This window comes from Amycolatopsis sp. WAC 04182 (assembly GCF_003947465.1).
GTDB lineage: Bacteria > Actinomycetota > Actinomycetes > Mycobacteriales > Pseudonocardiaceae > Amycolatopsis.
Genome location: NZ_QHJJ01000002.1, coordinates 1,001,815 through 1,024,465, shown reverse-complemented (window position 1 = coordinate 1,024,465; position 22,651 = coordinate 1,001,815). Strand labels below are relative to the sequence as shown.

25 protein-coding genes and 1 tRNA gene are annotated in these 22,651 nt (G+C 68.3%); 15 read left to right on the top strand and 11 right to left on the bottom strand.

Annotation, left to right across the window (positions count from 1 at the left end):
* Positions 1–60: 60 nt before the first annotated feature.
* Positions 61–834: an ABC transporter permease gene (locus tag DMH01_RS12045; RefSeq protein WP_125676001.1), complete on the bottom strand. Its 774-nt coding sequence runs from the start codon at positions 832–834 to the stop codon at positions 61–63.
* A gap of 76 nt (positions 835–910) precedes the next feature.
* Between DMH01_RS12045 and DMH01_RS12040 the strand changes: the two genes are divergently transcribed.
* A complete protein-coding gene (locus DMH01_RS12040; protein WP_125675999.1) occupies positions 911–1,384 on the top strand; it encodes a MarR family winged helix-turn-helix transcriptional regulator in 474 nt (157 codons plus the stop codon).
* Between the two features lies 1 nt (position 1,385).
* On the opposite strand, the gene DMH01_RS12035 is transcribed toward DMH01_RS12040, so the two are convergent.
* Both DMH01_RS12035 and DMH01_RS12030 read right to left on the bottom strand, forming a co-directional pair.
* Complete coding sequence (locus DMH01_RS12035) at positions 1,386–2,549, bottom strand: FAD-dependent monooxygenase (protein WP_125675997.1); 1,164 nt, start codon at positions 2,547–2,549, stop codon at positions 1,386–1,388.
* Between the two features lie 58 nt (positions 2,550–2,607).
* On the bottom strand, positions 2,608–3,753 hold the full coding sequence (locus DMH01_RS12030) for a CaiB/BaiF CoA-transferase family protein (RefSeq protein ID WP_125675995.1): 1,146 nt from the start codon (positions 3,751–3,753) through the stop codon (positions 2,608–2,610).
* A gap of 137 nt (positions 3,754–3,890) precedes the next feature.
* Between DMH01_RS12030 and DMH01_RS12025 the strand changes: the two genes are divergently transcribed.
* Positions 3,891–4,709, top strand: coding sequence for an NAD(P)H-binding protein (locus DMH01_RS12025; RefSeq protein ID WP_125675993.1), 819 nt, complete (start codon positions 3,891–3,893; stop codon positions 4,707–4,709).
* 9 nt (positions 4,710–4,718) lie between these two features.
* Here DMH01_RS12025 and DMH01_RS12020 read toward each other — a convergent pair whose 3' ends face one another.
* Positions 4,719–5,156: a DUF5994 family protein gene (locus tag DMH01_RS12020; protein ID WP_125675991.1), complete on the bottom strand. Its 438-nt coding sequence runs from the start codon at positions 5,154–5,156 to the stop codon at positions 4,719–4,721.
* Positions 5,157–5,301: 145 nt separating this feature from the next.
* Between DMH01_RS12020 and DMH01_RS12015 the strand changes: the two genes are divergently transcribed.
* The 7 genes from DMH01_RS12015 (at position 5,302) to DMH01_RS11985 (ending at position 10,501) form a co-directional block, all read left to right on the top strand.
* Positions 5,302–6,450 (top strand): N(5)-(carboxyethyl)ornithine synthase, encoded by a 1,149-nt coding sequence (locus tag DMH01_RS12015; protein WP_125675989.1) that lies wholly within the window; start codon positions 5,302–5,304, stop codon positions 6,448–6,450.
* Positions 6,451–6,519: 69 nt separating this feature from the next.
* Positions 6,520–6,780, top strand: coding sequence for a hypothetical protein (locus DMH01_RS12010; protein WP_125675987.1), 261 nt, complete (start codon positions 6,520–6,522; stop codon positions 6,778–6,780).
* Between the two features lie 9 nt (positions 6,781–6,789).
* Positions 6,790–8,181, top strand: a complete 1,392-nt coding sequence (locus DMH01_RS12005; protein WP_125675985.1) for a cell wall metabolism sensor histidine kinase WalK — start codon at positions 6,790–6,792, stop codon at positions 8,179–8,181.
* Complete coding sequence (locus DMH01_RS12000) at positions 8,178–8,843, top strand: response regulator transcription factor (RefSeq protein ID WP_034321764.1); 666 nt, start codon at positions 8,178–8,180, stop codon at positions 8,841–8,843. The genes DMH01_RS12005 and DMH01_RS12000 overlap by 4 nt, the downstream gene beginning before the upstream one ends.
* Before the next feature lie 57 nt (positions 8,844–8,900).
* A complete protein-coding gene (locus tag DMH01_RS11995; protein ID WP_125675983.1) occupies positions 8,901–9,485 on the top strand; it encodes a DUF4956 domain-containing protein in 585 nt (194 codons plus the stop codon).
* Between the two features lie 29 nt (positions 9,486–9,514).
* The gene (locus DMH01_RS11990; protein WP_233621478.1) at positions 9,515–10,252 is read left to right on the top strand and encodes a polyphosphate polymerase domain-containing protein; all 738 of its coding nucleotides are present in this window, start codon (positions 9,515–9,517) and stop codon (positions 10,250–10,252) included.
* A gap of 60 nt (positions 10,253–10,312) precedes the next feature.
* Positions 10,313–10,501, top strand: coding sequence for a hypothetical protein (locus tag DMH01_RS11985; protein WP_125675979.1), 189 nt, complete (start codon positions 10,313–10,315; stop codon positions 10,499–10,501).
* Between the two features lie 25 nt (positions 10,502–10,526).
* Here DMH01_RS11985 and DMH01_RS42960 read toward each other — a convergent pair whose 3' ends face one another.
* Positions 10,527–10,679 (bottom strand): hypothetical protein, encoded by a 153-nt coding sequence (locus tag DMH01_RS42960; RefSeq protein ID WP_199745448.1) that lies wholly within the window; start codon positions 10,677–10,679, stop codon positions 10,527–10,529.
* 222 nt (positions 10,680–10,901) lie between these two features.
* On the opposite strand from DMH01_RS42960, the gene DMH01_RS11980 reads away from it, so the two are divergent.
* Positions 10,902–10,978: transfer RNA gene (locus tag DMH01_RS11980), tRNA-Ile, on the top strand.
* A gap of 81 nt (positions 10,979–11,059) precedes the next feature.
* On the opposite strand, the gene DMH01_RS11975 is transcribed toward DMH01_RS11980, so the two are convergent.
* From DMH01_RS11975 to DMH01_RS11965, 3 genes are read right to left on the bottom strand one after another with little or no spacing between them, the layout of a single operon-like run.
* The gene (locus tag DMH01_RS11975) at positions 11,060–11,878 is read right to left on the bottom strand and encodes a methyltransferase domain-containing protein (protein ID WP_125675977.1); all 819 of its coding nucleotides are present in this window, start codon (positions 11,876–11,878) and stop codon (positions 11,060–11,062) included.
* Entirely contained in the window at positions 11,875–13,119 is a 1,245-nt protein-coding gene (locus DMH01_RS11970) for an MFS transporter (protein WP_158633205.1), read from the bottom strand. Before DMH01_RS11970 ends, DMH01_RS11975 begins: the two co-directional genes overlap by 4 nt.
* Positions 13,116–14,525 (bottom strand): cytochrome P450, encoded by a 1,410-nt coding sequence (locus DMH01_RS11965; protein WP_125675973.1) that lies wholly within the window; start codon positions 14,523–14,525, stop codon positions 13,116–13,118. The genes DMH01_RS11970 and DMH01_RS11965 overlap by 4 nt, the downstream gene beginning before the upstream one ends.
* 1,120 nt (positions 14,526–15,645) lie before the next feature.
* Here DMH01_RS11965 and DMH01_RS11960 point away from each other — a divergent pair.
* The 4 genes from DMH01_RS11960 to DMH01_RS43260 all read left to right on the top strand — a co-directional run bounded on the left by DMH01_RS11960 (position 15,646) and on the right by DMH01_RS43260 (position 18,847).
* Positions 15,646–16,200, top strand: a complete 555-nt coding sequence (locus tag DMH01_RS11960) for a hemerythrin domain-containing protein (RefSeq protein ID WP_125675971.1) — start codon at positions 15,646–15,648, stop codon at positions 16,198–16,200.
* A gap of 235 nt (positions 16,201–16,435) precedes the next feature.
* Positions 16,436–17,992, top strand: coding sequence for an alpha/beta hydrolase (locus DMH01_RS11955; protein ID WP_125675969.1), 1,557 nt, complete (start codon positions 16,436–16,438; stop codon positions 17,990–17,992).
* Between the two features lie 173 nt (positions 17,993–18,165).
* Positions 18,166–18,690, top strand: a complete 525-nt coding sequence (locus tag DMH01_RS11945) for a MerR family transcriptional regulator (RefSeq protein WP_370323370.1) — start codon at positions 18,166–18,168, stop codon at positions 18,688–18,690.
* 1 nt (position 18,691) lies between these two features.
* The gene (locus DMH01_RS43260) at positions 18,692–18,847 is read left to right on the top strand and encodes a hypothetical protein (RefSeq protein ID WP_233621477.1); all 156 of its coding nucleotides are present in this window, start codon (positions 18,692–18,694) and stop codon (positions 18,845–18,847) included.
* A 23-nt stretch (positions 18,848–18,870) separates the two neighbouring features.
* On the opposite strand, the gene DMH01_RS11940 is transcribed toward DMH01_RS43260, so the two are convergent.
* Both DMH01_RS11940 and DMH01_RS11935 read right to left on the bottom strand, forming a co-directional pair.
* Positions 18,871–20,490, bottom strand: a complete 1,620-nt coding sequence (locus tag DMH01_RS11940) for a TROVE domain-containing protein (RefSeq protein ID WP_125675967.1) — start codon at positions 20,488–20,490, stop codon at positions 18,871–18,873.
* Between the two features lie 317 nt (positions 20,491–20,807).
* Entirely contained in the window at positions 20,808–21,086 is a 279-nt protein-coding gene (locus DMH01_RS11935) for a DUF3892 domain-containing protein (RefSeq protein WP_125675965.1), read from the bottom strand.
* A gap of 239 nt (positions 21,087–21,325) precedes the next feature.
* Between DMH01_RS11935 and DMH01_RS11930 the strand changes: the two genes are divergently transcribed.
* Complete coding sequence (locus DMH01_RS11930; RefSeq protein ID WP_233621476.1) at positions 21,326–21,865, top strand: hypothetical protein; 540 nt, start codon at positions 21,326–21,328, stop codon at positions 21,863–21,865.
* A 72-nt stretch (positions 21,866–21,937) separates the two neighbouring features.
* On the opposite strand, the gene DMH01_RS11925 is transcribed toward DMH01_RS11930, so the two are convergent.
* On the bottom strand, positions 21,938–22,648 hold the full coding sequence (locus tag DMH01_RS11925; RefSeq protein ID WP_158633204.1) for a DUF4190 domain-containing protein: 711 nt from the start codon (positions 22,646–22,648) through the stop codon (positions 21,938–21,940).
* Positions 22,649–22,651 lie beyond the last annotated feature (3 nt).

Here is a 22,651-nt window from a genome sequence, read left to right as displayed (position 1 = left end):
AACGTCACGCGGGAAACTTCGTCCAGCCGACCACGGCACCGCGGTGGGCGCACGCCGAAGTCAGGTGATCGCCCGACGGCGGAACGCCCAGAGACCCGCGGGAATGAACACGACCAGCGCCAAGGACAGCGCCAGCGCGCAGAGCCACCCGGGCAGATGAGCGATCTGCGGCGTCAGCGCACCACGCAGGCCTTCGCTGACGTAGGTCATCGGGTTCAGCGCGCACAACGCCCGGAACCAGGGGACCGCGGCGAGTTCCGGGAAGGGGAACTGGGCGGAGCCGGTGAACAGCAGCGGCGGCATCACGAGTGAGAAGGTGATGCCGATCCGGGCGGGGGAGACGAGTGAGCCGATCGTCACCCCGGCCGCGCCGCCCGCCAGCGCGCCGAACACGGTGTACCCCAGTGCCGCCGGGAGCCCGGAGGCCCGCCAGGACAGCTCACCGAGGACGAGCGCGCCGACCGGGACCATGAGAACGGCCGTGACCAGCCCCCGCGACGCCGCCGCGAAGATCCGCTCGACGACGATCCAGGCGAGCGGTACGGGCGCCCGCAGCCGGTTCTCGATCGTGCGGGTGGCGAATTCCATGGCGAGCGGGAAGGACGCGTTCTGGGCGGCGGCGAAGAAGGCGTTCAGCGCGACGAGGCCGGGCAGGAGCAGCCGCGCGTAGCCGGGCGGGGTGTAGCCGAGCGCGCCGAGGACCTTCCCGAACACCAGGAGCATCAGGAGGGGTTGCATGAGCACCTGCGCCAGCACCCCGCCGAGCTGCTTCCGGGTGATGAGCAGATCGTGTTCCAGCAGACCCCAGAACACGCGCCACGGACTCGGAGTCATCTATGAAGCGTACGCTTGCTTATCGACGCATATGGCCTCTGTTTCTCGAAAAAGAGCCAAGTGTTAGCGTCGTACTGTGAGTGAAGCCACGCAGACCGCCGAATCGGTGCGCTGGGCCGTTTCGCGGTTGTCGTCCCGTCTCCGGGCCGAGCAGCCCGGCGAAGACCGGAGCCTGAGCAGGCTGGCCGCTTCGGTGCTGGCGAACCTGCGGCACAGCGGGCCGCTGACCGTCAGCGCGCTCGCCGCGATCGAAGGTCTCCAGCCGCAGTCGCTGACCAGGGTGCTGAACGCGCTCGAAGGGGAAGGCCGCGTGGCGAGGCGCCCCGACGAGCATGACCGGCGGGCTCAGCGGATCGCGATCACCGATCTCGGCCGCGAAGCCCTGCGTGAGCATGTGCGGGACGGCAACCGCTGGCTGGCCCAGGCCCTTGTCGAAGCACTGACCCCCGCCGAACGGGAGATCGTGCGGGTCGCGGCGGGACTGCTGCTCCAGGTCGCCGAGCACGGAGCCGGGGACGGACGCGGCCACGGTGCCGCGCCGCCGCTCTGAATCAGCTCTGACGGGCGAGCGCGGGGTAGTCGTCGAGGGTGATGTCGGTGGCCAGTTTGTCGGTCACCCACAGCATCGAGCGCAGCAGAAGCCGCCGCCGGAACATCTGGTCACGCAGCTTGATCCGCAGGTTCGTCGGCGGCGCGAGGAACGGGCCGGCGTTCGCGTTGCGGGCCACCTTGGCGTAGCCGCGGAACTTTTCGTCGTACCGGCGGAAGGCCTGCTCATGGTCGCCGTTCGCCGCGGCGAGCTCGCCCGCGATGACGTACGCGGCCACGACCGCGAGCCCGGTGCCGAAACCGCCGAGGGTGTTGCCGTAGGCCGCGTCACCGAGGAGCGCGACGCGTCCGGTGGAGTAGCCGTCCATCTTGACCCGGGCGATCGAATCCAGGTAGACGTCGTCCGAGCGCTTCACCATCTCCAGCAGTTCCGGCAGCCGCCAGCCGCCGCCCGCGAACGCGTCGGTCAGGATGTCCTTCTGCTGCCCGATGTCGTACCGGTCGTAGGCGAGTTCGGGGGAGGCGAACACGAAGAACGCGTTCGCCTTCGGCCCGCCGGTCGCCGCCATGCGGCCGGGCTCGTTGTACATCACCGCCGGGCCGCCGTCGGCCTCGTCGCTTTCGACCAGGGCGTAGTAGTGACCGAGGTGTTCCACGTAGTCGGCTTCCGGACCGAACGCCAGCCGTCGCACGGTGGAGTGGATGCCGTCCGCGCCGAAGACGAGGTCGAAGCGCCTCGGGGCACCGCGCTCGAAGGTGACGTCGACGCCGTCGGTCGTCTCGGTCAGCGAAGCGATGGAATCGCCGAAGACGTACTCGCAGTCCCTCTCGGTGCGTTCGTAGAGGATCCGGGCCAGGTCGCCGCGGCGGATCTCGACGTCGCCGCCGGTGAACTCGCCGGGCAGGACGGCGAGCGGCCGCCCCTCGGCGTCGACGATGGTCTGGTCGAGCCCGCCGGTCTGGTGCCTGCGGATCTCCTCGAGGATGCCCATCCGCTCCAGCACGAAACGGTGGGTGGCGCCCTTGAAGTCGACCGCCTGTCCGCCGCCGCGGAGTTCCCGCGACCGCTCGACGACGGTGACCGCGTAGCCCTGGCGGGAGAGCCAGAAGGCGAGGGCGGGCCCGGCGATGCTGGCGCCGGAGATGAGGACTGTCCTGTTCGTCATGGCAGGAGCTTCGCGGCCGGTGTTGACGAAGCGCTGACAGTCCGCTGACGGCTCGCCGTCAGCTCCAGCCGGGCAACGGAAGGGTGAGCTGCCCGGGGTCGTCCGGCGGCGCGGTCTCGTAGCGCGCAGGCGTCGCCGACAGCCCGATCGGGTTGCGGGTCAGCCGCACCGAGGTGCCGTCGGGCCGCGGGAGATCCACCGTCGGGTTCAGGCCGAGCCGTTCGGCCAGCGCGAACGCGCCCGCGATGTCGTTGACCTCCCCCGCGGGCACGCCAGCCGCGCTCAACTCCGCCGCCCACCCGGCCGCCGGACGCCTCCCGAGGTGCTCTTCGAGCAGCGCGCGGAGTTCGGCCCGGTGCTCGACCCGTGCGGGATTGGTCGCGTACCGGGTGTCGCCCGCGAGCTCCGGCAGCCCGATGACCTCGCACAACGCCGCGAACTGCCGGTCGTTGCCGACGGCGAGCGCGAGTTCGTGATCGGCGCAGGGGACGAGTTCGTAGGGCGCGATGCTGGGATGCCGGTTGCCCATCCGTGCCGGGACCGTCCCGCCGGAGGTGTAGGCGCTGCCCTGGTTGACCAGCGCCGCGAGCAGGCTGGACAGCAGGTCGATCTCGACCCGCTGTCCCTGCCCGGTCCGGTCGCGATGGCGCAACGCGGCGAGGATGCCGACGCTCGCGAACAGCCCGGCGAGGACGTCGACGAGCGCGACACCGACCTTCTGCGGCTCGCCCGCCGGGTCGCCGGTGATGCTCATCAGCCCGCCGACGGCCTGGATGAGCAGGTCGTAACCGGGCAGCGCGGCGCCGCCGCCGGAACCGAAACCCGTGACGGAGCACAGGACGAGGCCGGGATTCGCCGCCAGCAGGACCTCCGGGCCGAGGCCGAGCCGCTCCATCACGCCGGGCCGGAAGTTCTCGACCACGACGTCGGCCTCCAGCGCGAGCGCCCGGGCCTTGGCGAGATCGTCCGGGTCGCCGAGGTCCAGCGCCACGCTCGTCTTGTTCCGGTTCACCGACTGGAAGTACGTCGCCTGACCGGACGCGTCGTAGGGCGGTCCCCAGCTGCGGGTGTCGTCGCCGGTGCCCGGCCGCTCGACCTTGATCACCGTCGCGCCGAGGTCGGCCAGCAGCATGGTGGCGAACGGGCCGGCGAGCACCCGCGAGAAGTCGAGGACGCGCAGCGGGCCGAGTGCGGTTTCGGGCATGTGCCCGACCCTAAGCGGCCGTACGCGGCTTCGAAGTTGTGATCGCGCTCACGAACCCATTACTTTCCTCTAGGTACCTACTATCCCCGCGAAGGTAGCTTCGGTCGCGTCAACGAAACGCGAACCGAGGAGTGACCATGATCGTGGTGACCGGAGCGACCGGGAACGTAGGACGGCTGCTGGTGGAAAACCTTGTCACCGCAGGAGAAGAAGTGACGGCGGTGTCGCGCCGGATCTCGCCGTCGGACGTGCCGGACGGCGTGCGGACCGTGCGGGCCGATCTCGCCCGTACCGAAGGACTGAAGGAGGTCTTCGCCGGAGCGGACCGGGCTTTCCTTCTGACGTCGGGAGAATTCCTGGCTGCGGGCGGAGATGTCGCGGAGGTCGTCGCGGCCGCCGGGGAAGCCGAGATCGTTCTCCTGTCCTCCCAGGGGGTCGCGACCGGGCGGCACGCGCCCGCGTTCGAGGAGGCCGTCAAGGCCACGAGTCCGAAGTGGACGATCCTGCAGCCGGGAGGCTTCGCGTCCAACGCTTTCCAGTGGGCACCGGCGATCCGGGCCGATCGGGTCGTCGCCGCGCCGTTCGGCGACGTCGCGCTGCCCGTCATCGACCCGGCGGACATCGCCGACGTCGCGGCGGCCGTGCTGGCCGAACCCGGCCACCACGGCCGGACCTACGTGCTCACCGGACCCGAGCCGATCTCGCCCCGGCGGCAGGCGGCGGATCTCGGCGACGCGGTCGGCGAATCGCTGCGGTTCGCCGAACTGAGCGAAGACGAGGCCCGCGCCGCGATGTCGGAGTTCATGCCGCCGGTGGTCGTGGAGGCCACGCTCTCGATCCTCGGCAAGCCGACGGAGGAAGAGCGGCGGGTCAGCCCCGACGTCGAAAAGGTGCTCGGGCGACCGGGGCGCACCTTCGCCGACTGGGCGGCGCGGAACGCGGCGGCGTTCAAATGACGCTCGTCGTCATTCGCCGGTGAGCAGCGTCTCGATGTCGTCGACGCTGTCCCGGTGCGCCGCGGTCATCAGCAGGCGGTGCGCGAGATCCGGTTCGGTCTCCGGCGGGACGACCAGCAGGGTCAGCCGCCGCCTGCCCGCGGTGCCGATCACCGTCACAGTGGCGGGGTGTTGGGAGTTGAACCCTTCGAGCCGGACCTTTCCGCTCTCGACGACGAGCCGCGGGGGAGTGGACGGCCAGGCCGTGAGGTTGTAGGTCACCCGCTCGACGTGGTCCAGCTGGACGGCCAGAACCACCAGCAGGAACGGCAGTTCCGCGGCGAGGTCACGGGAGGCGGGCCACCACGCGCCGTCGACGTGACCGGTCGCGAACGCTTTGGGCTTCAGGCGCAGGCGGGCGACATGTTCCGGAGGGGCAACGGTGTTCCTGTGCGAGACCGTCGTCATGGCGGTGCTCCGTCCCGGGCCGAGCGGCCGGATGGGGGCCGAGGACGACGCGGACTCGAACGCCTGCGCACGAGATGCTCTCGGACACCCCGAGTCTACGCCACGCCTCTGCGTTTAGACTGAAGGTCTATTTAAGGGGCCCCAAGTGGACCAACTCACTCTCGGCGTAATTTGTCACTCGCGAAAAGAAAACGAGTGGCGGCTTCCGATCCATCCGCGCCATCTCGAGCGGATCGACCCTGGTCTCCGAAAGTCGATTTTTCTCGAAAACGGCTACGGCGAACGCTTCGGCATCCCGGACGACGAACTCGCGCCCCTGGTCGGGGGGATGCGTTCCCGTGAACGACTGATCGCGGACTGCGACGTCATCCTCCTCGCCAAACCGCTCGCGGAGGACCTGGCCGAACTCCGGCCCGGACAGACCCTTTGGGGCTGGCCGCACTGCGTCCAGGACGACAAGCTCACGCAGCTGGCCATCGACCGGAAGCTGACCCTCATCGCTTTCGAAGCGATGAACCATTGGCGCCGTGACGGTTCTTTCGGTCTGCACGTCTTCCACAAGAACAACGAATTGGCCGGCTATTCCTCGGTGCTGCACGCGCTTCAGCTGATCGGCTCGACGGGCGACTACGGCCGCCGTCTCCGCGCCGTCGTGATCGGCTTCGGTGCCACGGCGCGTGGTTCGGTGACGGCGTTGAACGCGCACGGGATCCACGACGTGCACGTCCTCACCCATCGCGGCGTCACCGCGGTCGGGTCGCCGATCCACTCGGCGAACATCGTGCATCTCGACCACGATCTGAAGGGCCCGGCGGACCTCCGCCGCAGTCACGCGATCACCGAGGACGGCCGCGTGCCGCTGGCGGAGTTCCTCGCCGGGCACGACGTCGTCGTCAACTGTGTACTGCAGGACCCGAAGGCGCCGTTGACGTTCCTCGTGGAGGAAGACCTCGACGTGTTCCGGCACGGCAGCCTCGTCGTCGACGTTTCCTGCGACGAGGCAATGGGTTTCAGCTGGGCCAAGCCGACGACGTTCACGGAGCCGACCTTCCAGGTCCGCGGCGTCACCTACTACGCCGTCGACCACAGCCCGTCCTACCTCTGGGACTCGGCCACCTGGGAGATCAGCGGTGCCCTGCTGCCGCATCTGGAACAGGTGCTGGCGGGGCGCTCCGCGTGGGCCGCCGACCCGACGCTCGACCGGGCGGTCGAGATCAGCGAAGGCACGATCCGGAATCCCGACATCCTGGCCTTCCAGCACCGCTCGCCGGAGTATCCGCACGCGCACCGGTGAGCCCGCGGATGAGAAAGTTCTCATCGAGCCCTCATCGGTGACTCACCCGCGCCGGGCAGCCTGGGTGGTATGCGAGTCCGAATGATCGTCCTGGCCGGGGTCGCCGCCGTCGTGGTGGCGGCCACCGGCACGTTCGCCGTCATCGCGGCCACCGCGGCCTCGCCGCCCGACCTCGGCCCGGCGGTGGTCGCCCCGGCCGGGCAGGCCGCCACCGGGCCGGGTGAAGCGGGTGCCCCGCCCGCCGTCGTCCCGCCCCGGCTGGCCGGGCACGACGACGACCTCGATGATGACCCTGATGACGCCGATGACCACTTCGACCTCGACGACTGAGCAGGCCAGGTGAGCGCCCGCGCCCGGATCCTCGCGTGGGTCCTGCTGGTCGTGTTGCTCGCGCTCGCCGGATCACTGCTGGCCACCCGCACCGTCCTGCACAACCAGCTCGACCAGCGCCTCGACAACGAGATCGCGCACGAGACCGGCAAGCTCAGGGCCTTCCTGGCCTCGCCCGACGCCCGCCCGGCCGGGCAGCCCGCCACCGTCGAGGCGGTCCTCGGACGTCACCTGGAACGGAACCTGCCCGAGAAGTACGAGACGTTCTTCTCGATCAGCGACGGCGCCGCGTCGAGACGGAGCGCGATCGAGCCGCCGGTCCGGCTCGACACCGACCCGAAGTTCGTCGCGGAACTGTCCCGGGCGACGAGCCCGGCGTACGGCACGGTCACCACCGCGGTCGGTTCCGCGCGGTACGGCGTCGTCCCGGTGACCATCGAGGGCTCGCCGGGCCGCGGCGTGCTGGTGATCGTCGAGTTCGTCGACCACGCCGCCGGCGAGATCAACGACGTCGTCGGCGTGATGGCCGCGATGTCCGGGGCCGCGCTCGTACTGGCCGGGCTGATCGGCTGGCTGGTCGCCGGCCGCATCCTCGCGCCGGTGCGGGAGGTCCGGCTGGCCGCCGAACAGATCGGCGAGACCGATCTTTCGCGCCGGATCGAGGTCCGCGGCTCGGACGACGTCGCCGCGCTCGGGCGCACCTTCAACACGATGCTGGACCGGCTCGAAAGCGCCTTCGCCGGGCAGCGCGAGTTCATCGACGACGCCGGGCACGAACTGCGCACCCCGATCACGATCGTCCGCGGCCATATCGAGCTGATGGGTGAAGATCCCGAGGAGAACGCCGCCACCCGGCATCTCGTCCTCGACGAACTCGGGCGTATGCAACGGATCGTGGACGACCTGCTGGTCCTCGCGAAGTCCGGTAATCCCGGCTTCCTCACGCCCGGCGACACCGACCTCGCCGACCTCACCGTCGAGACGCTCGCCAAATCCCGGCCGCTGGCCGACCGCGTCTGGCGGCTCGACGCGGTCGCCGAGGTGAAGGTCCGGGCGGACGGCCAGCGGCTCGCGCAGGCGTTGCTGCAACTGGTCTCCAACGCCGTCCGGCACACCTCGCCGGGTCAGGAGATCGCCCTCGGCTCCGAGGTGACCGCGACGACGGCGCGGCTCTGGGTCCGGGACACCGGCGAGGGGGTCCCGCCGGATTCGAGAAGCCGGATCTTCGAGCGGTTCAAACGCGGCAGCAACTCGAACGGCGACGACGGCGCCGGGCTGGGCCTGGCGATCGTCGCCGCGATCGCCGAAGCGCACGGTGGCCGTGTCCTGCTCGACACCGTGCCCGGCGAAGGCGCGCGGTTCACCATGGAGATCCCCGTCGCGGAAGGTGCAGATCGGTGACCAGTGTGCTGGTGGTGGAGGATTCCGCCCGGATCGGCGCGTTCGTGGAGAAAGGCCTGCGGGCGCAGGGTTTCGCGACCCGCTGGGTCAAGACCGGCTCCGAAGGGCTGACCGAGGCGCTCACCGGCGCGCACGACCTGGTCGTCCTCGACCTCGGTCTCCCGGACCTCGACGGCTCGGATCTGCTGCGGGCCCTGCGGGCGGCGGGCCGGACGGTGCCGGTGATCATCCTGACCGCGCGGGACAGCGTCGTCGACCGCGTCGCCGGGCTGTCCGGCGGCGCCGACGACTATCTGGCCAAACCGTTCGCGTTCGAAGAACTACTGGCCCGGATCCGCTTGCGGCTACGAGGAAATCCCGAAGCCGAGCCGGCGGTGCTGCGCGCCGGGGACCTGTCGCTCGACCTGCGCACGCGGAAGGTTTCGGTGGCGGGGGAGGAGAAGGACCTCACCGCCCGCGAGTTCGCGCTGCTGGAGACGTTGCTGCGGAACCGCGGCCAGGTGCTGTCGCGTGAGCAGTTGCTCGGCGGGGTCTGGGGTTTCGACTTCGACCCCGGATCGAACGTGGTGGACGTCTACATCCGTTACCTGCGCGGGAAGATCGGCGCCGAGCGGATCGAAACCGTGCGAGGCATGGGTTATCGGCTCGGTGAGTCCGGATGAGACGGTTCTCATCCGGCTCTCACAGCGGTCTCTTCTTCTTCCGCCACAGTGGTTTTCATGACCACGACACTGCTTCATCTCGCCGTCGATCTCGTCGCAGCGGTAATTCTGGCGTACGGTATCTACGCCCGCCGTCACCATCGTGGTGACCTCGCCTGCGCCTATCTCGCGCTGAACGTCGGCGTCTGCGTCTCGGTCGCCGTGCTGCTTTCCGTGTCGACCGCGAGCGCGCTCGGCCTCGGCCTGTTCGGGGTGCTGTCGATCATCCGGCTGCGGTCCGATTCGATCAGCCAGCAGGAGGTCGCGTACTACTTCGTCGCGCTGGTGCTGGGGCTGGTGAACGGGCTGCCGTCCGCGGACTGGCGGATCGTCGCGGTCTTCAACGTTCTGCTGCTCGCCGTCATGTACGTCGCGGACCACCCGTCGCGCACACGCGGCCCGCAGCGGCGCACGGTCGTGCTCGACACCGTGTACCCCGACGAGCAGACGATGCTGATGGAACTGCGGGCGCGGCTCGGCGGAACGGTCGTGCGGCACAGTGTGTCCGAAGTGGACTATGTCCGCGAGGTGACCGTCGTCGACGTCCGGTTCCGCCCGGACGCCGCCGCCGTCGTCCACGGCGCCCCGGCGGGGCAGCGGTGAGCGGGCGCGGAACGGCCACCGTCGCGGCGGTGGCGAAAAGCCTCCCTTCGCTGTCACTGGCCGAAGTCGTCGCCACGAGCGGGCTGATGAGCCGGACGGACCGCAAGTACGTCCTGCCGCTCAACGACTTCCTGGCCGTCACCGAGGCGCTGAGAGCGTCGCTGCGTTGTCTGGAGATCGACGGCCGACGCGTGTTCGGCTACTCGTCGACGTACTTCGACACCCCGGATCTCGCGATCTTCCGGGCGCACCGGCAGGATCGGCGTCGCCGGTTCAAGATCCGCACCCGGACCTACACCGACTCGGCCGACACCTACTGCGAGCTCAAGGTGAGCGGGCGGCGCGACGAGACGGTCAAGGTCCGCCGTCCGCACCCGGCCGAGGCGGCGCACGGCCTGACCGCGCCCGCGCTGACGTTCCTCGACGACGCCCTCACCGCCGCCTACGGCCGGCCGGCACCCCGCCCGCTGACTCCCGCGCTGATCACCGACTACCGGCGGACCACCCTCGTCACCGCCGACGCACGGATCACCTGCGACACGTCACTCGTCTGGCGTTCGGGGTCGCGAAGCCTCACTGCCGGAGGTGATCTGGTGTTGCTGGAGGTGAAGTCGGCGTCCGAGCGCAACAGCGTCACCGATGCGCTGGCGAAACTGCGGATCCGGGAGCAGTCGGTGAGCAAGTACTGCGCGGGCCTGGTGGCGCTGGGGCTGGCCACCGGCGGGAACCGGTGGCGACCGGCGCTGCGGCGGCTCGGCGTGGCGTAACGATCGCGGCGCGCCCGCCGACCCAAGCTGTCGGGCCGCCCGGCCCCAGTGAGGACGAACATGAGAACGAGGGAGAAGGCCGCGCTCGACGGCGCCGGGATGTGCACCGTGCAGCACGCGCTGGGCGCGGACCCGGCGGTGGTGGTCGTCTCGGCGAACACTCCGGGACAGTGGTTCAGCTTCGCGGCCTACGGAGGTCCGATCTCGCAGCCGACCACGTCGAGGTTGTTCCCGCCGCCGGGCACCTGACTGTCCAAAGAGGACCGTTAATCGGCTACCGCTGCGGCGGCCGGTCGTCCAGCTCGTCGGAGAGGATCGCGTCGACGCGGAGGCCGGCTCGTCGCAGTACCCGGATGCTCGCCCTCAGTAACACCACCACGCTGAGGACGGCCACGACACCGAGCGCGATGGCGACCGGATTCGCCACGAGCGCCTCCCTGCCCGATGGGCCCGGGCGGCGTGCCGCCCGGCGCTGGTCCCTGCAACCTAGACGAGTCGGCTCTGTCCGGCGCCGGAAACCAGCTGATCGGCCTAGGCGATCGTGGCAGGTGAGCGCTGTGATAACTTGGAGCGAACTGGGACTTCTGTGCGTTCGCAAACCCGCTGTTCGGGCGGGGACGGCTCCCGCGGAGGTGTCAGGGCACCGTTGGGGCCGGTAGCTCAGTTGGTTAGAGCAGGGGACTCATAATCCCTTGGCCGTCGGTTCGAGCCCGACCCGGCCCACCACATCGATACCGCTGCCGACCTGTGGGAATGGTGGCCCTTCGGCGGCAATTTCGCCTCGGCGTTAATCGCGACTGGGCTCCGTTATGTCTCCGTTTGCTCCGGTGTGCTGACAGGCGGCGCCTTTCTTTCGGTGGACTGCCGGGGCTTCCGGCAGACGAGGAACAGGCTTCCCTCGTCCCATGGCACGTCGAGCCGGCCCGGGTGTTGCCCGTACCCGACGGCGCGCACCGTTTCGACTACGAATCCAGCCCTCTCCGCGAGGACCGATATCTCTCCCAGGGAGAAATAGTGGACGTACGCTGTGGCCCGCCGGCCCGCCTTCCCGTAGATGACGTCGCGCCGCTCGCCGAGTCCTGCGTCGAGGAGGTGTGTTCCCCACTCGTGCCGGTCATGGAGGTTGAACACGTCCAGTAGCAGCACACCATCGTCTCGCAGCAGCCGGAACAGTCCGCTCAAGGTGGCGAGTCGCAGCTCGACGGTCGGCAGGTGCCCGAACGACCACAGGCACAGCGCGGCGCTCATCCTGTCCGGCGGCGAATCATCGAGGGCGTCCAGGGACGGCGCCGTCCGGATCCCACGCTGCGCCGCACGAGCCATCATCCCCGGGGCGTTCTCGATGCCGGTCAGCTCGGCCGGGGTCGCGAGTGCGGCGGCGATCTTCACCTCGCGCCGACCGGTGCCGCATCCGAAACTCACCACCCGGCACGGTGACTCCAGCCGCGCGAGCCGCTCGATCACCAGACGGTCGATCGCGTCGCAGTAGAGCCGGCGTTTCGTCGTTCCGGCGTCGAAATCGTCGTATCCGCGGGACTCTTGATCGAAGTAGTCGAGACACATGTGGACGAGATTCTGCGGTGTGAATCCGTCCACATTGGTCACGAAGTTGTAGGCGGCCTTCACCGGTCGGCTCCTCTCAGCCGCGGCGCCGTGGACGCGGGCCCGGCGCTTTCGGACAGATACGGCCGCCCACGAAGCGCGGCCAGACCGCCGACACAACCCAGCAGCCCGGCGACCGCGGCGGCGATCTGCGGTTCGACGATCTGCGCGGCCATACCGATCAGCCCTATGGCGACTCCTTGAATCAGCATGAGCCCAGCCCCCGCAAGAATCATTCCGTGCCCGCGCAACCCTTCGGGCAGGTTCTCTACGTACACCTGGTCCGCGGCGATCGTGTAGGCGCTCGCCGCCCCGGCGACGACGAGCGCGGCGAGGACGACCGGGAGCGGCGGATCCACGACCAGCACGCACAGGGGAAGACACATGCCGACGGTCAGCCACGGGACCAGCCGCTGTCTCCGGCGTGAGCTCAGGAATCGTCCGACCAGGATGTCACCGGGAACCATGCCGCACGCCGGTGCGCCCATCAGCAACCCCACCGCCACGGTCCCGGCACCCAGGTGCTCGGCGTAGGGCGCGGCGAGCGCCCCCGGACTCATCGCGCAGGCAACGGGAACCCACTGCAGAGCCAGCAACCGGCGCAGCCTCGGGCGAGCGAGGATGACTCTGTTGCCCCTCCAAGTCCGCCTGACCGTCCCGTTCGGACGCTCCACCGACATAGCCGGTCGTGACTTCATTCCCAGCGCGACGACGACGGCGGACAACGCGAAGGTGGCGACATCGATCGCCAGCGCGGTGCGTGGTGTGACCGCCAGAAGCAGGAGCCCACCGAAACCGAATCCCGCCACCTGGCCGACCTGGACGGTGATCGACATCAGGGAGCGTCCGATGACATAGCCCTCCGGCCCGAGCAGATCAGGCAGGACCGACTGGCGTGCGCCCCGGAAGACCGCGGCCACCGTGCCCGAGCAGAATACCAACACGAGCAACATCACTGTCGGCATGCCCGGCAGGATCATCGGCACGACACAGCACGCACGCGCGCAATCGCCGAGGATCATGACCCGCCGGGGCGGCAGGGAGTCGACGATGGCCGCGAACGTCGTGATGGCCAATACGTTGGGCAGGAAGCCCGCTGCGGTCGCGGCCGCGGTCAGCAACGGGGAGCCGGTACGGTCGTAGACCAGTACCGCCACCGCCACCTTGCTGAGGATGTCTCCGGCGATCGACACGACGTGTGCGACGAACAACGCGCGGAACTCGCCATTGCGCAGCACGTCGCCGTACGTCGGCCCGCGTGTCACTCGGCTGCCTGAACCTGCCGGGCGGACGGCCCTGTGCCAAGGGAGCCCTTGCGCTCGGTGAACCGAAGCCGCAGCCCGCTCGGGGTGATCTCCCTGCTGGCATCCGGCGTGACGACACATCCGGGGACCGCGTTGATGCGGAACCTGCGCACGACCATGGCCGTCAGCAAGGTCATCTCGATCATGCTCCAGGCCAGGCCCATGCAGATCAGCGGTCCGGCCCCGAACGGTGCGTACGCGCACTCCGGCAGGTCTTCGGTCTCCCCGCCCTTCTTCCAGCGGTCCGGCTTGAACGTCTCGGGATCGCTGAACCAGCGCGAATCGCGGTGGATGACATACGGGGCGACCATCATCATCATGCCGGGCAGCAGGTCGTACTTCCCGACCATCGTGCGTCGCACCACCTGCCGTCCGGACAGCCAGTTGGGCGGCCACAGCCGCAGTACCTCTTTGACAACCTGCTCCGTGAACGTCAGTTTCCCCGACTGCTCCCACCGAATGTCCGGACCATCCGGCAGTACGCGTAGCGCTTCGGCCGCCACTTGGTCCTGAACGCCGGGATACTCGGCCAGGAGATGGAAGATCCACGCCATGCCCGGAGCCGGCGCCCCCTGGGCGGCCAACATTGTGGCGATGAGCGTCTCGCAGATCAGCTGGTCGTCCAGCTGACCGGACCGTCCGGTGGGCGTCATCACGATGCTGAGCAGATCGTCCTCGGCCGACCGTTGCTCGGCGCGGCGCCGATCGATCACCGTCTGGATCCGCCGTTCGAGTTCTCGGTTGGCTGCGGCCACCTTGCGGTTGCGCCGGGTCGGCACCCACGGTGGTACATCCACCGGGCTGGCGATGACGGGCAGCAGCGCCCAGAACAGATCCTGCTCGCCGCCCGCCACGATCGCGGCGTCGGTTTGCCCGAAACAGAGTCGCGCTCCCAGCTGTGAGGTCAGTTTGCGCATGTCCGGCACGACGTCCAGCGTGCCGTCCGCCGCCCACGTATCGAGGTGCTCGGTGATGGCGCCGGCCAGGATCGGAACCTTGGCCTGCAACGCCTTGGGCCGCATGCCACGCATCCGAGACGCCCGGGAATGCGCCCACTGCTCCTGGAGCTTGGGGTCTTCTTTCTGCCTGCGGTGGAGAAAATTCCGGTCCGGCACGAAATCCCGGTACGTCCGGCGGTAGACCTCGTCGGCCGCTCCCGGGGCCGCCGCGACGGCGATGCGCCGGTCGAACATCCAGACGTCGCCGAACTCACGGCTGGATTCGACGATGAAACCGAGCCGGTCTTTCTCGTAAGCGGAAATATTTCCGCTCAGCAGCTTTCCCTTGGGTCCTGGCGGAAGCATTACGATCTCCCCTTCGAATGCGGCGACAATCGAGTGTTCGCGTCGAGTGCGGTGGGCGCCCACCGCACTCGACTACCGTGGTACGAGAACTACCTGTCGGCTCAGTACCGGTAGAAACCGGCCATCGTGGTGCGGCCGGTGAGACGGGCAAGAGTGAACTTCAGCGTGGTCATGCGATACCTCCTGATAGGAAAGGAATTTCTATCGCGCCAGAGAGAAGTTCCGGAGCTGCCAGTGAACTCCTCGACGCTCCGATGACGGTAGGCCGTGTTGGTTCGTCCTCGCCAAGCTTTTTCGCCACAGCGAAAAAGTGCTGGTCCCATCGTCCGTACGGCGGTCCGATGGCGAAAGTTCCTCCATCTGCTTCGTGCTCCAGCTGCAGTTCGTGAACTTGGCGTCACCGCTGGTAGTGGCTTGGTGCTGGTGACGGCGTCGCCGTTGTGACCACCCAGGATGTGGGTGGGTGCGAAGGCCATGACGGCGCGGAAGCGGTGCAGGGTGACGGGAGTGTCTTATCATTGGCGGTGGCTGGGGCCGGCGATGCGGGAGGGGATGCCGCGCCGATGAACAGGGAGTGCATGGTGGTCCTGTTGGCGGCAAAGGTGCTGCCGAATGGGCGGCACGTCGTCTCCGATTGGGCTCCGGTGCCCACTTAGAGCCCGATACAGGCTGACACACAGCGCCACTCTGCCCGAGCTCAAACTGGCATTGACCTGTGCATACCGGCAGAATTAGCATTCGACGAAACTGGCTGGCATGCCGGAGCTGCGGGCTCATAATCCCTTGTCCGTCGGTTCGGGCCCGACCCGGCCCGCCACGTCAAATCGTTGCCCACCTGCAGGGTTGTTGGTCCTTCGGTGGCAATTTCACCTTGGCGTTAATCGCGATTGGGCTCCTTTTGCTCCGGTGTTCGGATAGTTGGGGAAGTGCCCTGAGTTCCTTTGTTTCCCCAGTTCGACAAGCGCGTTCTCGAGCAGAAGGTCGGTGATATCCACGATTTCGCCCTTGACCGGTGAACTCGAGGTAGCGCGGGGCGTACTCGGCATGATGGTCGCTCAGGGATCGGTGGAAGCCCGTTCTGTGCCGGCCTCGCGACGGCGCTTTGACCTCCCGTAACGGTGAGAAGTGTCGGCCGCGCGTGAGTCGTGTTGCCCGGCGGGCGGCGTGAGGGAATCATCATGAGATGACTGCCTTGAAGATCCCCCGCCCCGTCGCCGGTGATGTCGTAGACCTGATTTTGGATGATCACCGGTTGTTCGAGCAGCTGCTACGTGATCTGCGGGACGCGACCGCGGACCGCGGTGCGGCCCGGGCCGCGCTGTCGGCGGCGTTGATCGCGCACGGCGAGGCCGAGGAGGACGAGGTCTACCCGGTGCTGCGACGTAAGGACGCGATCGACAAGCACGAGCAGGAACACGGTGAGGAAGAGCATGCCGAGGGCAATCGGGCACTGCTGGACTTGCTGGAGTGCAAAGGGACCGATACACAGAAGTTCGATGACGCGGTCGAGAAGCTCGCCGAGGCGCTGATGCACCACATCGGCGAGGAGGAACAGACGATTCTCAACCCGGCACGCACCGACGTGAGCGAGGAGGTGCGGCAGGAGCTCGGGACGGCCTGGGCCACACGCCGCAACGCGTTGCTCGACCAGGACTGCGGTTCCCTCGACTTCGTGAAGAAGGTCGTGGCCCGAGCCGAGAAGGAGGGCCTGTTGTCGGCCGAGGACGAGAAAAGCTAGCCGCGCCGTCGTGACTGTCCTCAAAGGACCCTCGAATCCCGATTCTGACGGCCGCTGCGCCACCTCCGACCCGCCATCGGCCTCACCGTTGGCCGTCGGCCGCTCTGATCGAGGCTCTCGTCCGTCTGACAACGAGCGGGATCCTTACTGAGCTCCTTGAGTATGCCCCAGGGGCATGGGTTCAACTACTCCTCGTGACGTAGTCGATCGGGCTGTTTGAACCTAGGGGCGGTTTATGGACAGGAAATTGTGGTTCGCCGTGGTGATTCCCGCGACCGTGGGTGGCCTGCTCGCGGGGACGACCCCCGCGCTGGCGAACCCCGGCACGGTGAACACGACCAGCATTCCGGCGCGCTACACCGGACAGGGCCTGGCGTGGCGCGAGTGCACCCCCGAGGATGTGCCGGATAAACCGGAGACAGCGAAGATCCTTGAGTGCGCGACGTTCGCGTCCCCGCGCGACTGGGACCGCCCGGACGACCGGCTGGACGTGACGATCGCGATCAGCAGGCTGAAATCCACCGGGAAGACGACGGCATCGGTGCTCACCAACCCGGGCGGCCCAGGCGGGCCGGGCCGCTCGTTCCCCGCCTCGCTGCGCGAGCAGGCCAAGCTGCGTGAACACCAGGAGATCATCGGCATCGACACCCGCGGCACCGGCCGGAGTACGAACATCTCGTGTGGCGGAACGGGCCAAGGTACCGTTCACGACCCGCGCGACCGCGACCCGCGCAATCTGGACCTGCTCCTGGACACGGTGGAGCTGACCACGAAGACCTGCGAGCGGGCTTCCGGTGAACTCGGCAGGTTCGTCGACACCTTCCACAACACCAAGGACCTGGACCTGCTGCGGGTACTGCTCGGCCGGGAGAAGATCAACTGGATCGGTTACTCGGCGGGCACCTGGCTCGGCGCGCACTACGCCCAGCGGTTCCCCGACCGTGTCGGCCGGTTCGTGCTGGACTCGTCGGTCGACTTCACTGCCACCTGGGCGGCGTCGTTCGACCGGCAGCCCATCGGTTACGAACGCCGCTGGCGGCAGGACTTTCTGCCGTGGGCCGCTGCCCACGGCGACCGCTACGGGCTCGGTGTCACCGGTGAACAGGTCCGGCAGACCTTCGAGCAGGTCCGGTACGCGCTGACGCGCAATCCGGTCGAGGTCGACGGTGTGAAGGTCGGCCCGGTCGACCTGGACAGCCGCTTTGTCGGCCTGCTCAAGAGCAAGCAGGCCTTCCCGGCCCTGGCCGACTTCCTGGTCCAGCTCAGGACGCTTACCCGGGACGACGCGCCGGAGCAGGCCAAGGCGCAGGCCAGGGCGGCGATCGCCGCCGCGCCGGCCGAGCCGGACCCGAATGACGCCCTGCTCGCCGTGCTGACCGCCGTCCGGTGCAACGACAGCCCCACGCCCGGCGACCGGGAGTCGGTGATCCGCAGGTCGCAGAAATTCCTCGACCAGGGCAAGCTGCTGGCCGGCGGGTTCTGGATGTTCCTCCAGAACTGCATCTTCTGGGAGGGGCAGCCCCGTCCGCTGCCCACGGTGAACGGCAAGGGAGTTCCGCCGGTGGTGATGGTCCAGTCGGTGAACGACCCGGCCACGCCCATCGAGGGCGCCCGGAACGCACACGCCGGGTTCGAGAACTCCCGGCTGCTGACCGTCGCCGGCGAAGGTGACCACGGCGTCTACGGGTACGGCAACCCGGCCGTGGACAAGGTCGTCGACGCCTACCTGGTCGACGGCGTGGTCCCGGAGAGCCAAAGCCTGCCCGGCATGCCGCTGCCCAACCCCGCCTGACCGGCCTTCACGAAATCGAGGGAGTCCGCCCGACCCGCCGGCGGCCAGGTGTCAGCGAAGAGCTGCGGCGGCTTGAGCGACCAGCCAGGTTTCCGATTTCCCGTAGGTCCAGCCATTGTCATCGTGCAAGGTGAAGTAACCGGAATACCCGAAGTAGAACCAGCACCCGTGAGATCGATCAACTCGCCGGCACCACACTGCGAGCGGTTCGCCACTACCACGACATCGGGCTGGTGGCGGAACCAGAGCGGCGTGCCAACGGCTACAAGCAGTACGGGGTGGCTCACCTTGTTCGGATACTGCGCATCAAACGCCTGACGAACCTCGGCTTCTCGCTGTCCCAGATCGCGACCATGGAGGACACCGGCGACCCGCCTGTGGAGGCCCTGCGTGCCCTCGACACCGAACTCGCGGCCACCATCGAACGTCTCCAACGCGCTCGCGCCGAACTCCACGTCATCCTGCGGCAGCCGACGCCGGCCGAACTGCCACCCGGCTTCGCGGCCCCCGACGTCGTGGCGAGGATGTCGCACGCCGACCGCTCGTTGATCGTCGTGCTGACCCGGGTCCTCGGAGCGGGGACCATGCGGGCCTGGGCGGACATGCTGCGTGAGCCCGTCACCGACCCGGTCGCCGGACGGTTCGGTGGCCCGGGACATGGTCCCTTACGCACGCACGCTGAACGCGAAGCATCCTGAAGTGAAGATCACGAACGCCGGCACCCGGCACAGTGCGCGCTACGTCGAGCAGGCCGTCGGCAAGGCTCTGAGGGAGCTCTACAACAGCGCGCAGCTGGACGTTCTCCGGCGCATCAACGAACTGCTGTCCGACCCGCACGACCATCCAGGTCAGTAGTCCCGGGTTCGTGAGCTCGGCGGTCAGAACGGCCAGTCTGCGTCCCGGCCCGCTTCGAGGAGCGGAATCATCCGGAAGGCCTGGTCGGTCAGGCCGCCGAAGGTGTGCCGGTTCCCGTGGCCGGACGTCGAGTGGCCGTGCTGGTAACCCGCGAGGTTCCACGTGTACAGCGCCGTGTCCTTCGGCACCGCCTGGTCGACGTTGCCCGTCGAGTGCTGCTCGTCGGTCAGGATCACGAGCCGGTCGTGCTCCGGACGCAGGTGGCGCTGGATCGCGCCGACGGTGTCGGTGCCGCCGCCGATGAAGTAGCCGCCGTTCTTCCACCGGTCGAGCGCACGCAGCAGCGACTCACCGCCGCGCACGTCGAAGGTCATCGAGCTGGCGCCACCGAAGTAGCCGTTCGAGAACGACACGACATCTGCCCTCTCGCAGCGGGCCCCGAGCGCGATCCCGAAGATCGCGGCCGCGTCCCAGCGCATCAGCGTGCCGTCCTTGCTGAAACCGGCGTTCATCGACCCCGAGGTGTCGACGAGGATCAGCGTTCGCCCGTCGAGGCGGGGCACGTTCGCCAGTGACTCGGAGATCGCCTTCTCCAGCGCGTACGACCAGCGAAGCGACGGAGCCGCCCGATACGCGGAGAGGAACCTCATCGGGAACTGGCGTGACTTCGCCACCTGGTCCGGATCGGCCAGTCGCGCCGCGACCTGCTCGGCGATCTCGTCGGACACGCCTGCCTGGTCGAAGTTCCGGAGGTTCCGCAGGAGCGCCATGTAGCCCATGGACGGGATCATGGCTTCCCAGGCTCGCGCGTCCATGGGCCCCTGGAGCCAGCCGGCCAGGGACTCCCACGTCATGCCCGCCCGCCGAAGCATCGACCGCGCGGTGTCGAGTTCGGAGCCACGGAACAGATCCCGTCGCTTTTCCGCGTCCCACGCCATGAGCTCCGCGCGGAAGCCGAGGACCGCCAATTCGGCGGGGATCTCCCGACCGGGGTTGAACCGGACGTCGACGATGTGCTCGAACAGAGCGTCCTGCACCGCGTCCTTCGGGTCCGGGTGGGCCAGGCCGAGGACGTCGGCGAACCGGAAGGCGCGCGCGTCGGAATCCCACTTGAGGAACGACTTTTCGTGGAAGAGCCGGACGGCCGCGTCGGCGACGCCACGCTTGACCGGCTTCGGGATCTTCCTGCCGTACAGGGAGGTCCAGTACGCGAGCAGTTCGCCGGGCTCGTCGGCGCGCTGGAGCACGGAGTCGACGACGGCGCGGTTCGCGGTGGTGGCGACGGACGACTGGCCGTCCGTCGCGACGGCGAGCCGGGCCTGGACGTATTCGGCGGCTCCGACGATCGCGGCGGTACGCATGTTCGCTTCCGTGCGGAGCCAGCGCAGGAAACGCGCTGTCCACTCCGGATCGGCGAGCGCGGCCTTCCGGACGAGGTCGGCGTAACGCGTGTCGCGCTCGTCGCTCGTCTCGTAGAAGGTGTTCTCGCCGACCATGGTGGTGACGGCGAGCAGGAACAGCTCGGACTTGGTGTCCCGCCGGTAGCCGTCCCCGCCTTCGTGGGTGACGCCGCCAGGGCTCCGCTCACCGGCGATCGGTGAACCGGTCGCCGGGCGGGTGCCGGCGGTGTTGAACTTCGACACCTCGACCCTCGTTTCGTTCGAGGGGAGCTTCGACTCCGGATGTGGCCCGAGAAAAAGTCGGTGACGGTGCTTGTCCAATGCTCTACCGATTGAGCTACCGGCAGCATGGCTGCCGGACGGGGCTCGAACCCGCAACCCTTGGAATACGGTGAAGTAGCCGTCTCCTGCGCACCGGGCACATCCGAAGTCGTGGCTCCCGAGAAATGATCGGTGACGGAAGTGACCTGTGAAAGAGGAAGTAACCGTTACCTGCGCACCGGGAGTGCTCGCCCAAGCTAACAGAGCGCTCGTGCCCGCGTCACCGGGATTACCGGGTCTCAGAAGCGGGGAAGCTCCAGCAGATTGTTCTTCCAGATCCCGTCCGCGCGCGTGCGGAGGAACTCCGGGCCGAAGGTCGGCTTGATGATCTCCACGGCCACCCGGCGGATCCCCTCGTCGACATAGGCTTTCCCGTCGTCGTCCTCGATCCACGCCACGATCGCCGAAACGGGGCTCTCCCCGTTCTCGCCGTTGCCGGGGTTGACCCACCGCAGTTTCGTGATGTTCTCGTGGAACTTCCCACCTTCGAGCCGCGTCGCGATGATCTTGATGGCCATGGTGCTACCTCTTCGGCTGGGTGCCCTCGATGCGAACGGGGGTAATGCGGTACTCGTCCCCTGTCCGCGCCTTGTTACGCCGCGTCCCGAACGTTACGAGTTCGAGCGCGGGCGTCGTTCTGCGTCAGATGACGCAGACGGCGCGCGTTCCGCCATGTCAAAGTCCTCGCGCCGACGGGAACACCGGCCGGTGGGGAGGGGAAACGGACATGTGTGCTGCCTACAAGCGATCGGCCGCGGTGGGAATCGTACTGGCCGCGACGGTGGTGGCCGGCTGCGCGCCGGACCCGGCGCCGGCGGCCCAGCAGGCGGCGCCTTCGCCGTCCGCGGTGGATTCGGCCGCGGCGGTGGCCTGGATGAACGGGTTCTGCGGCGCGGTCAAGGATTTCATCGAAGGCAACAACAAGATGCCGTCGGCGAGTGGCGAGACGGTGGAGGCCATCAAGAAGAGTACGAGCGACCAGCTCGGGCACTACGCGGCGATTCTGGCCAAGACGGCCGACGGCCTCGGCGCGTTGCCCGCCGCGCCGGTTCCCGCGGGAGACGCGGCGAAGCAGGAGTTCCTCGCGAAGTACACCTCGGCGCGCGACAAGACCGTGAAAGCGAAGGCGGACCTGGACGCGGCCGGAAAGAACGACACCGCCGCGCAAGGACGTGCGGTCGACGGGCTCATCTCCGCCCAGAAGGACACGCACGGAGCGCTCGACCCGGTCGCGGCCATCCTGGGGGTCCCGGAGCTGAAGACGGCCGCGGCGACCGCGGAACGCTGCCGCCCGTGAACCCCGGCTAACCGACGCCGCGTAACCGGGCGGCCTCGTGCTCGACGGACGGCGACCGGATGCCTGATCCGCTCAGTTGCCGAGCGAGCCGATGTTCTCGTTCGCGTGCGCGATGCCGTACTCCTCGGCGCTGGCTTCCTTGATGACCTTGCCGTCGACCTCGATGGTGACCTTGATCGAGCCCTTGCCGCTGCCTTGCGCCAGGATGCTGACCATCTGCAGAGCCTCACCGGCAGGCAGCTTGATCGTCTTCTCCCACGGGAGCTTGACGTTGGCTTCCTGGTTGCTGGTGGTCATCCCGTCGGTCGTGTAGGTGATGGTGCCCGCCTTGGCCCCACCGGTCCCGGTCACCCGGTAGACCACCGTGCGCTCGGTGGCCTGCTGTTTGGCGGGCTGTTCCGGCGCGGACGTTCCCGCTTCGTTGCCCGGCGGGACACCGGGCGCGGAAATCGGCGCCGTCGGAAGCGAATTCGCCGCGTCGACGACGGCCTTGCTGAACACGACGGTCCAGAGAATGCAGATGACCAAGCCCACCGCGGACAGAATGATGCCGGTGAGAGCGAGGCCCTTGTTGGTCGCGACGCCGCTTTTCGCGCGGGAAAAACCGATTCCGGCGAGGATGAGCCCGACGATGACGAGCGGCCAGGCGATGACGCCGACGAACGGGATCGGGGAGAACAACAGGCCGACGAGGCCGAGAACGAACCCCGCGGTGCCCAATCCGTTACGTGGAGGCGTGGCGACGGGAGGCGCCTGATAGGGGTACGGCGAGGGAGTGGTCACGAT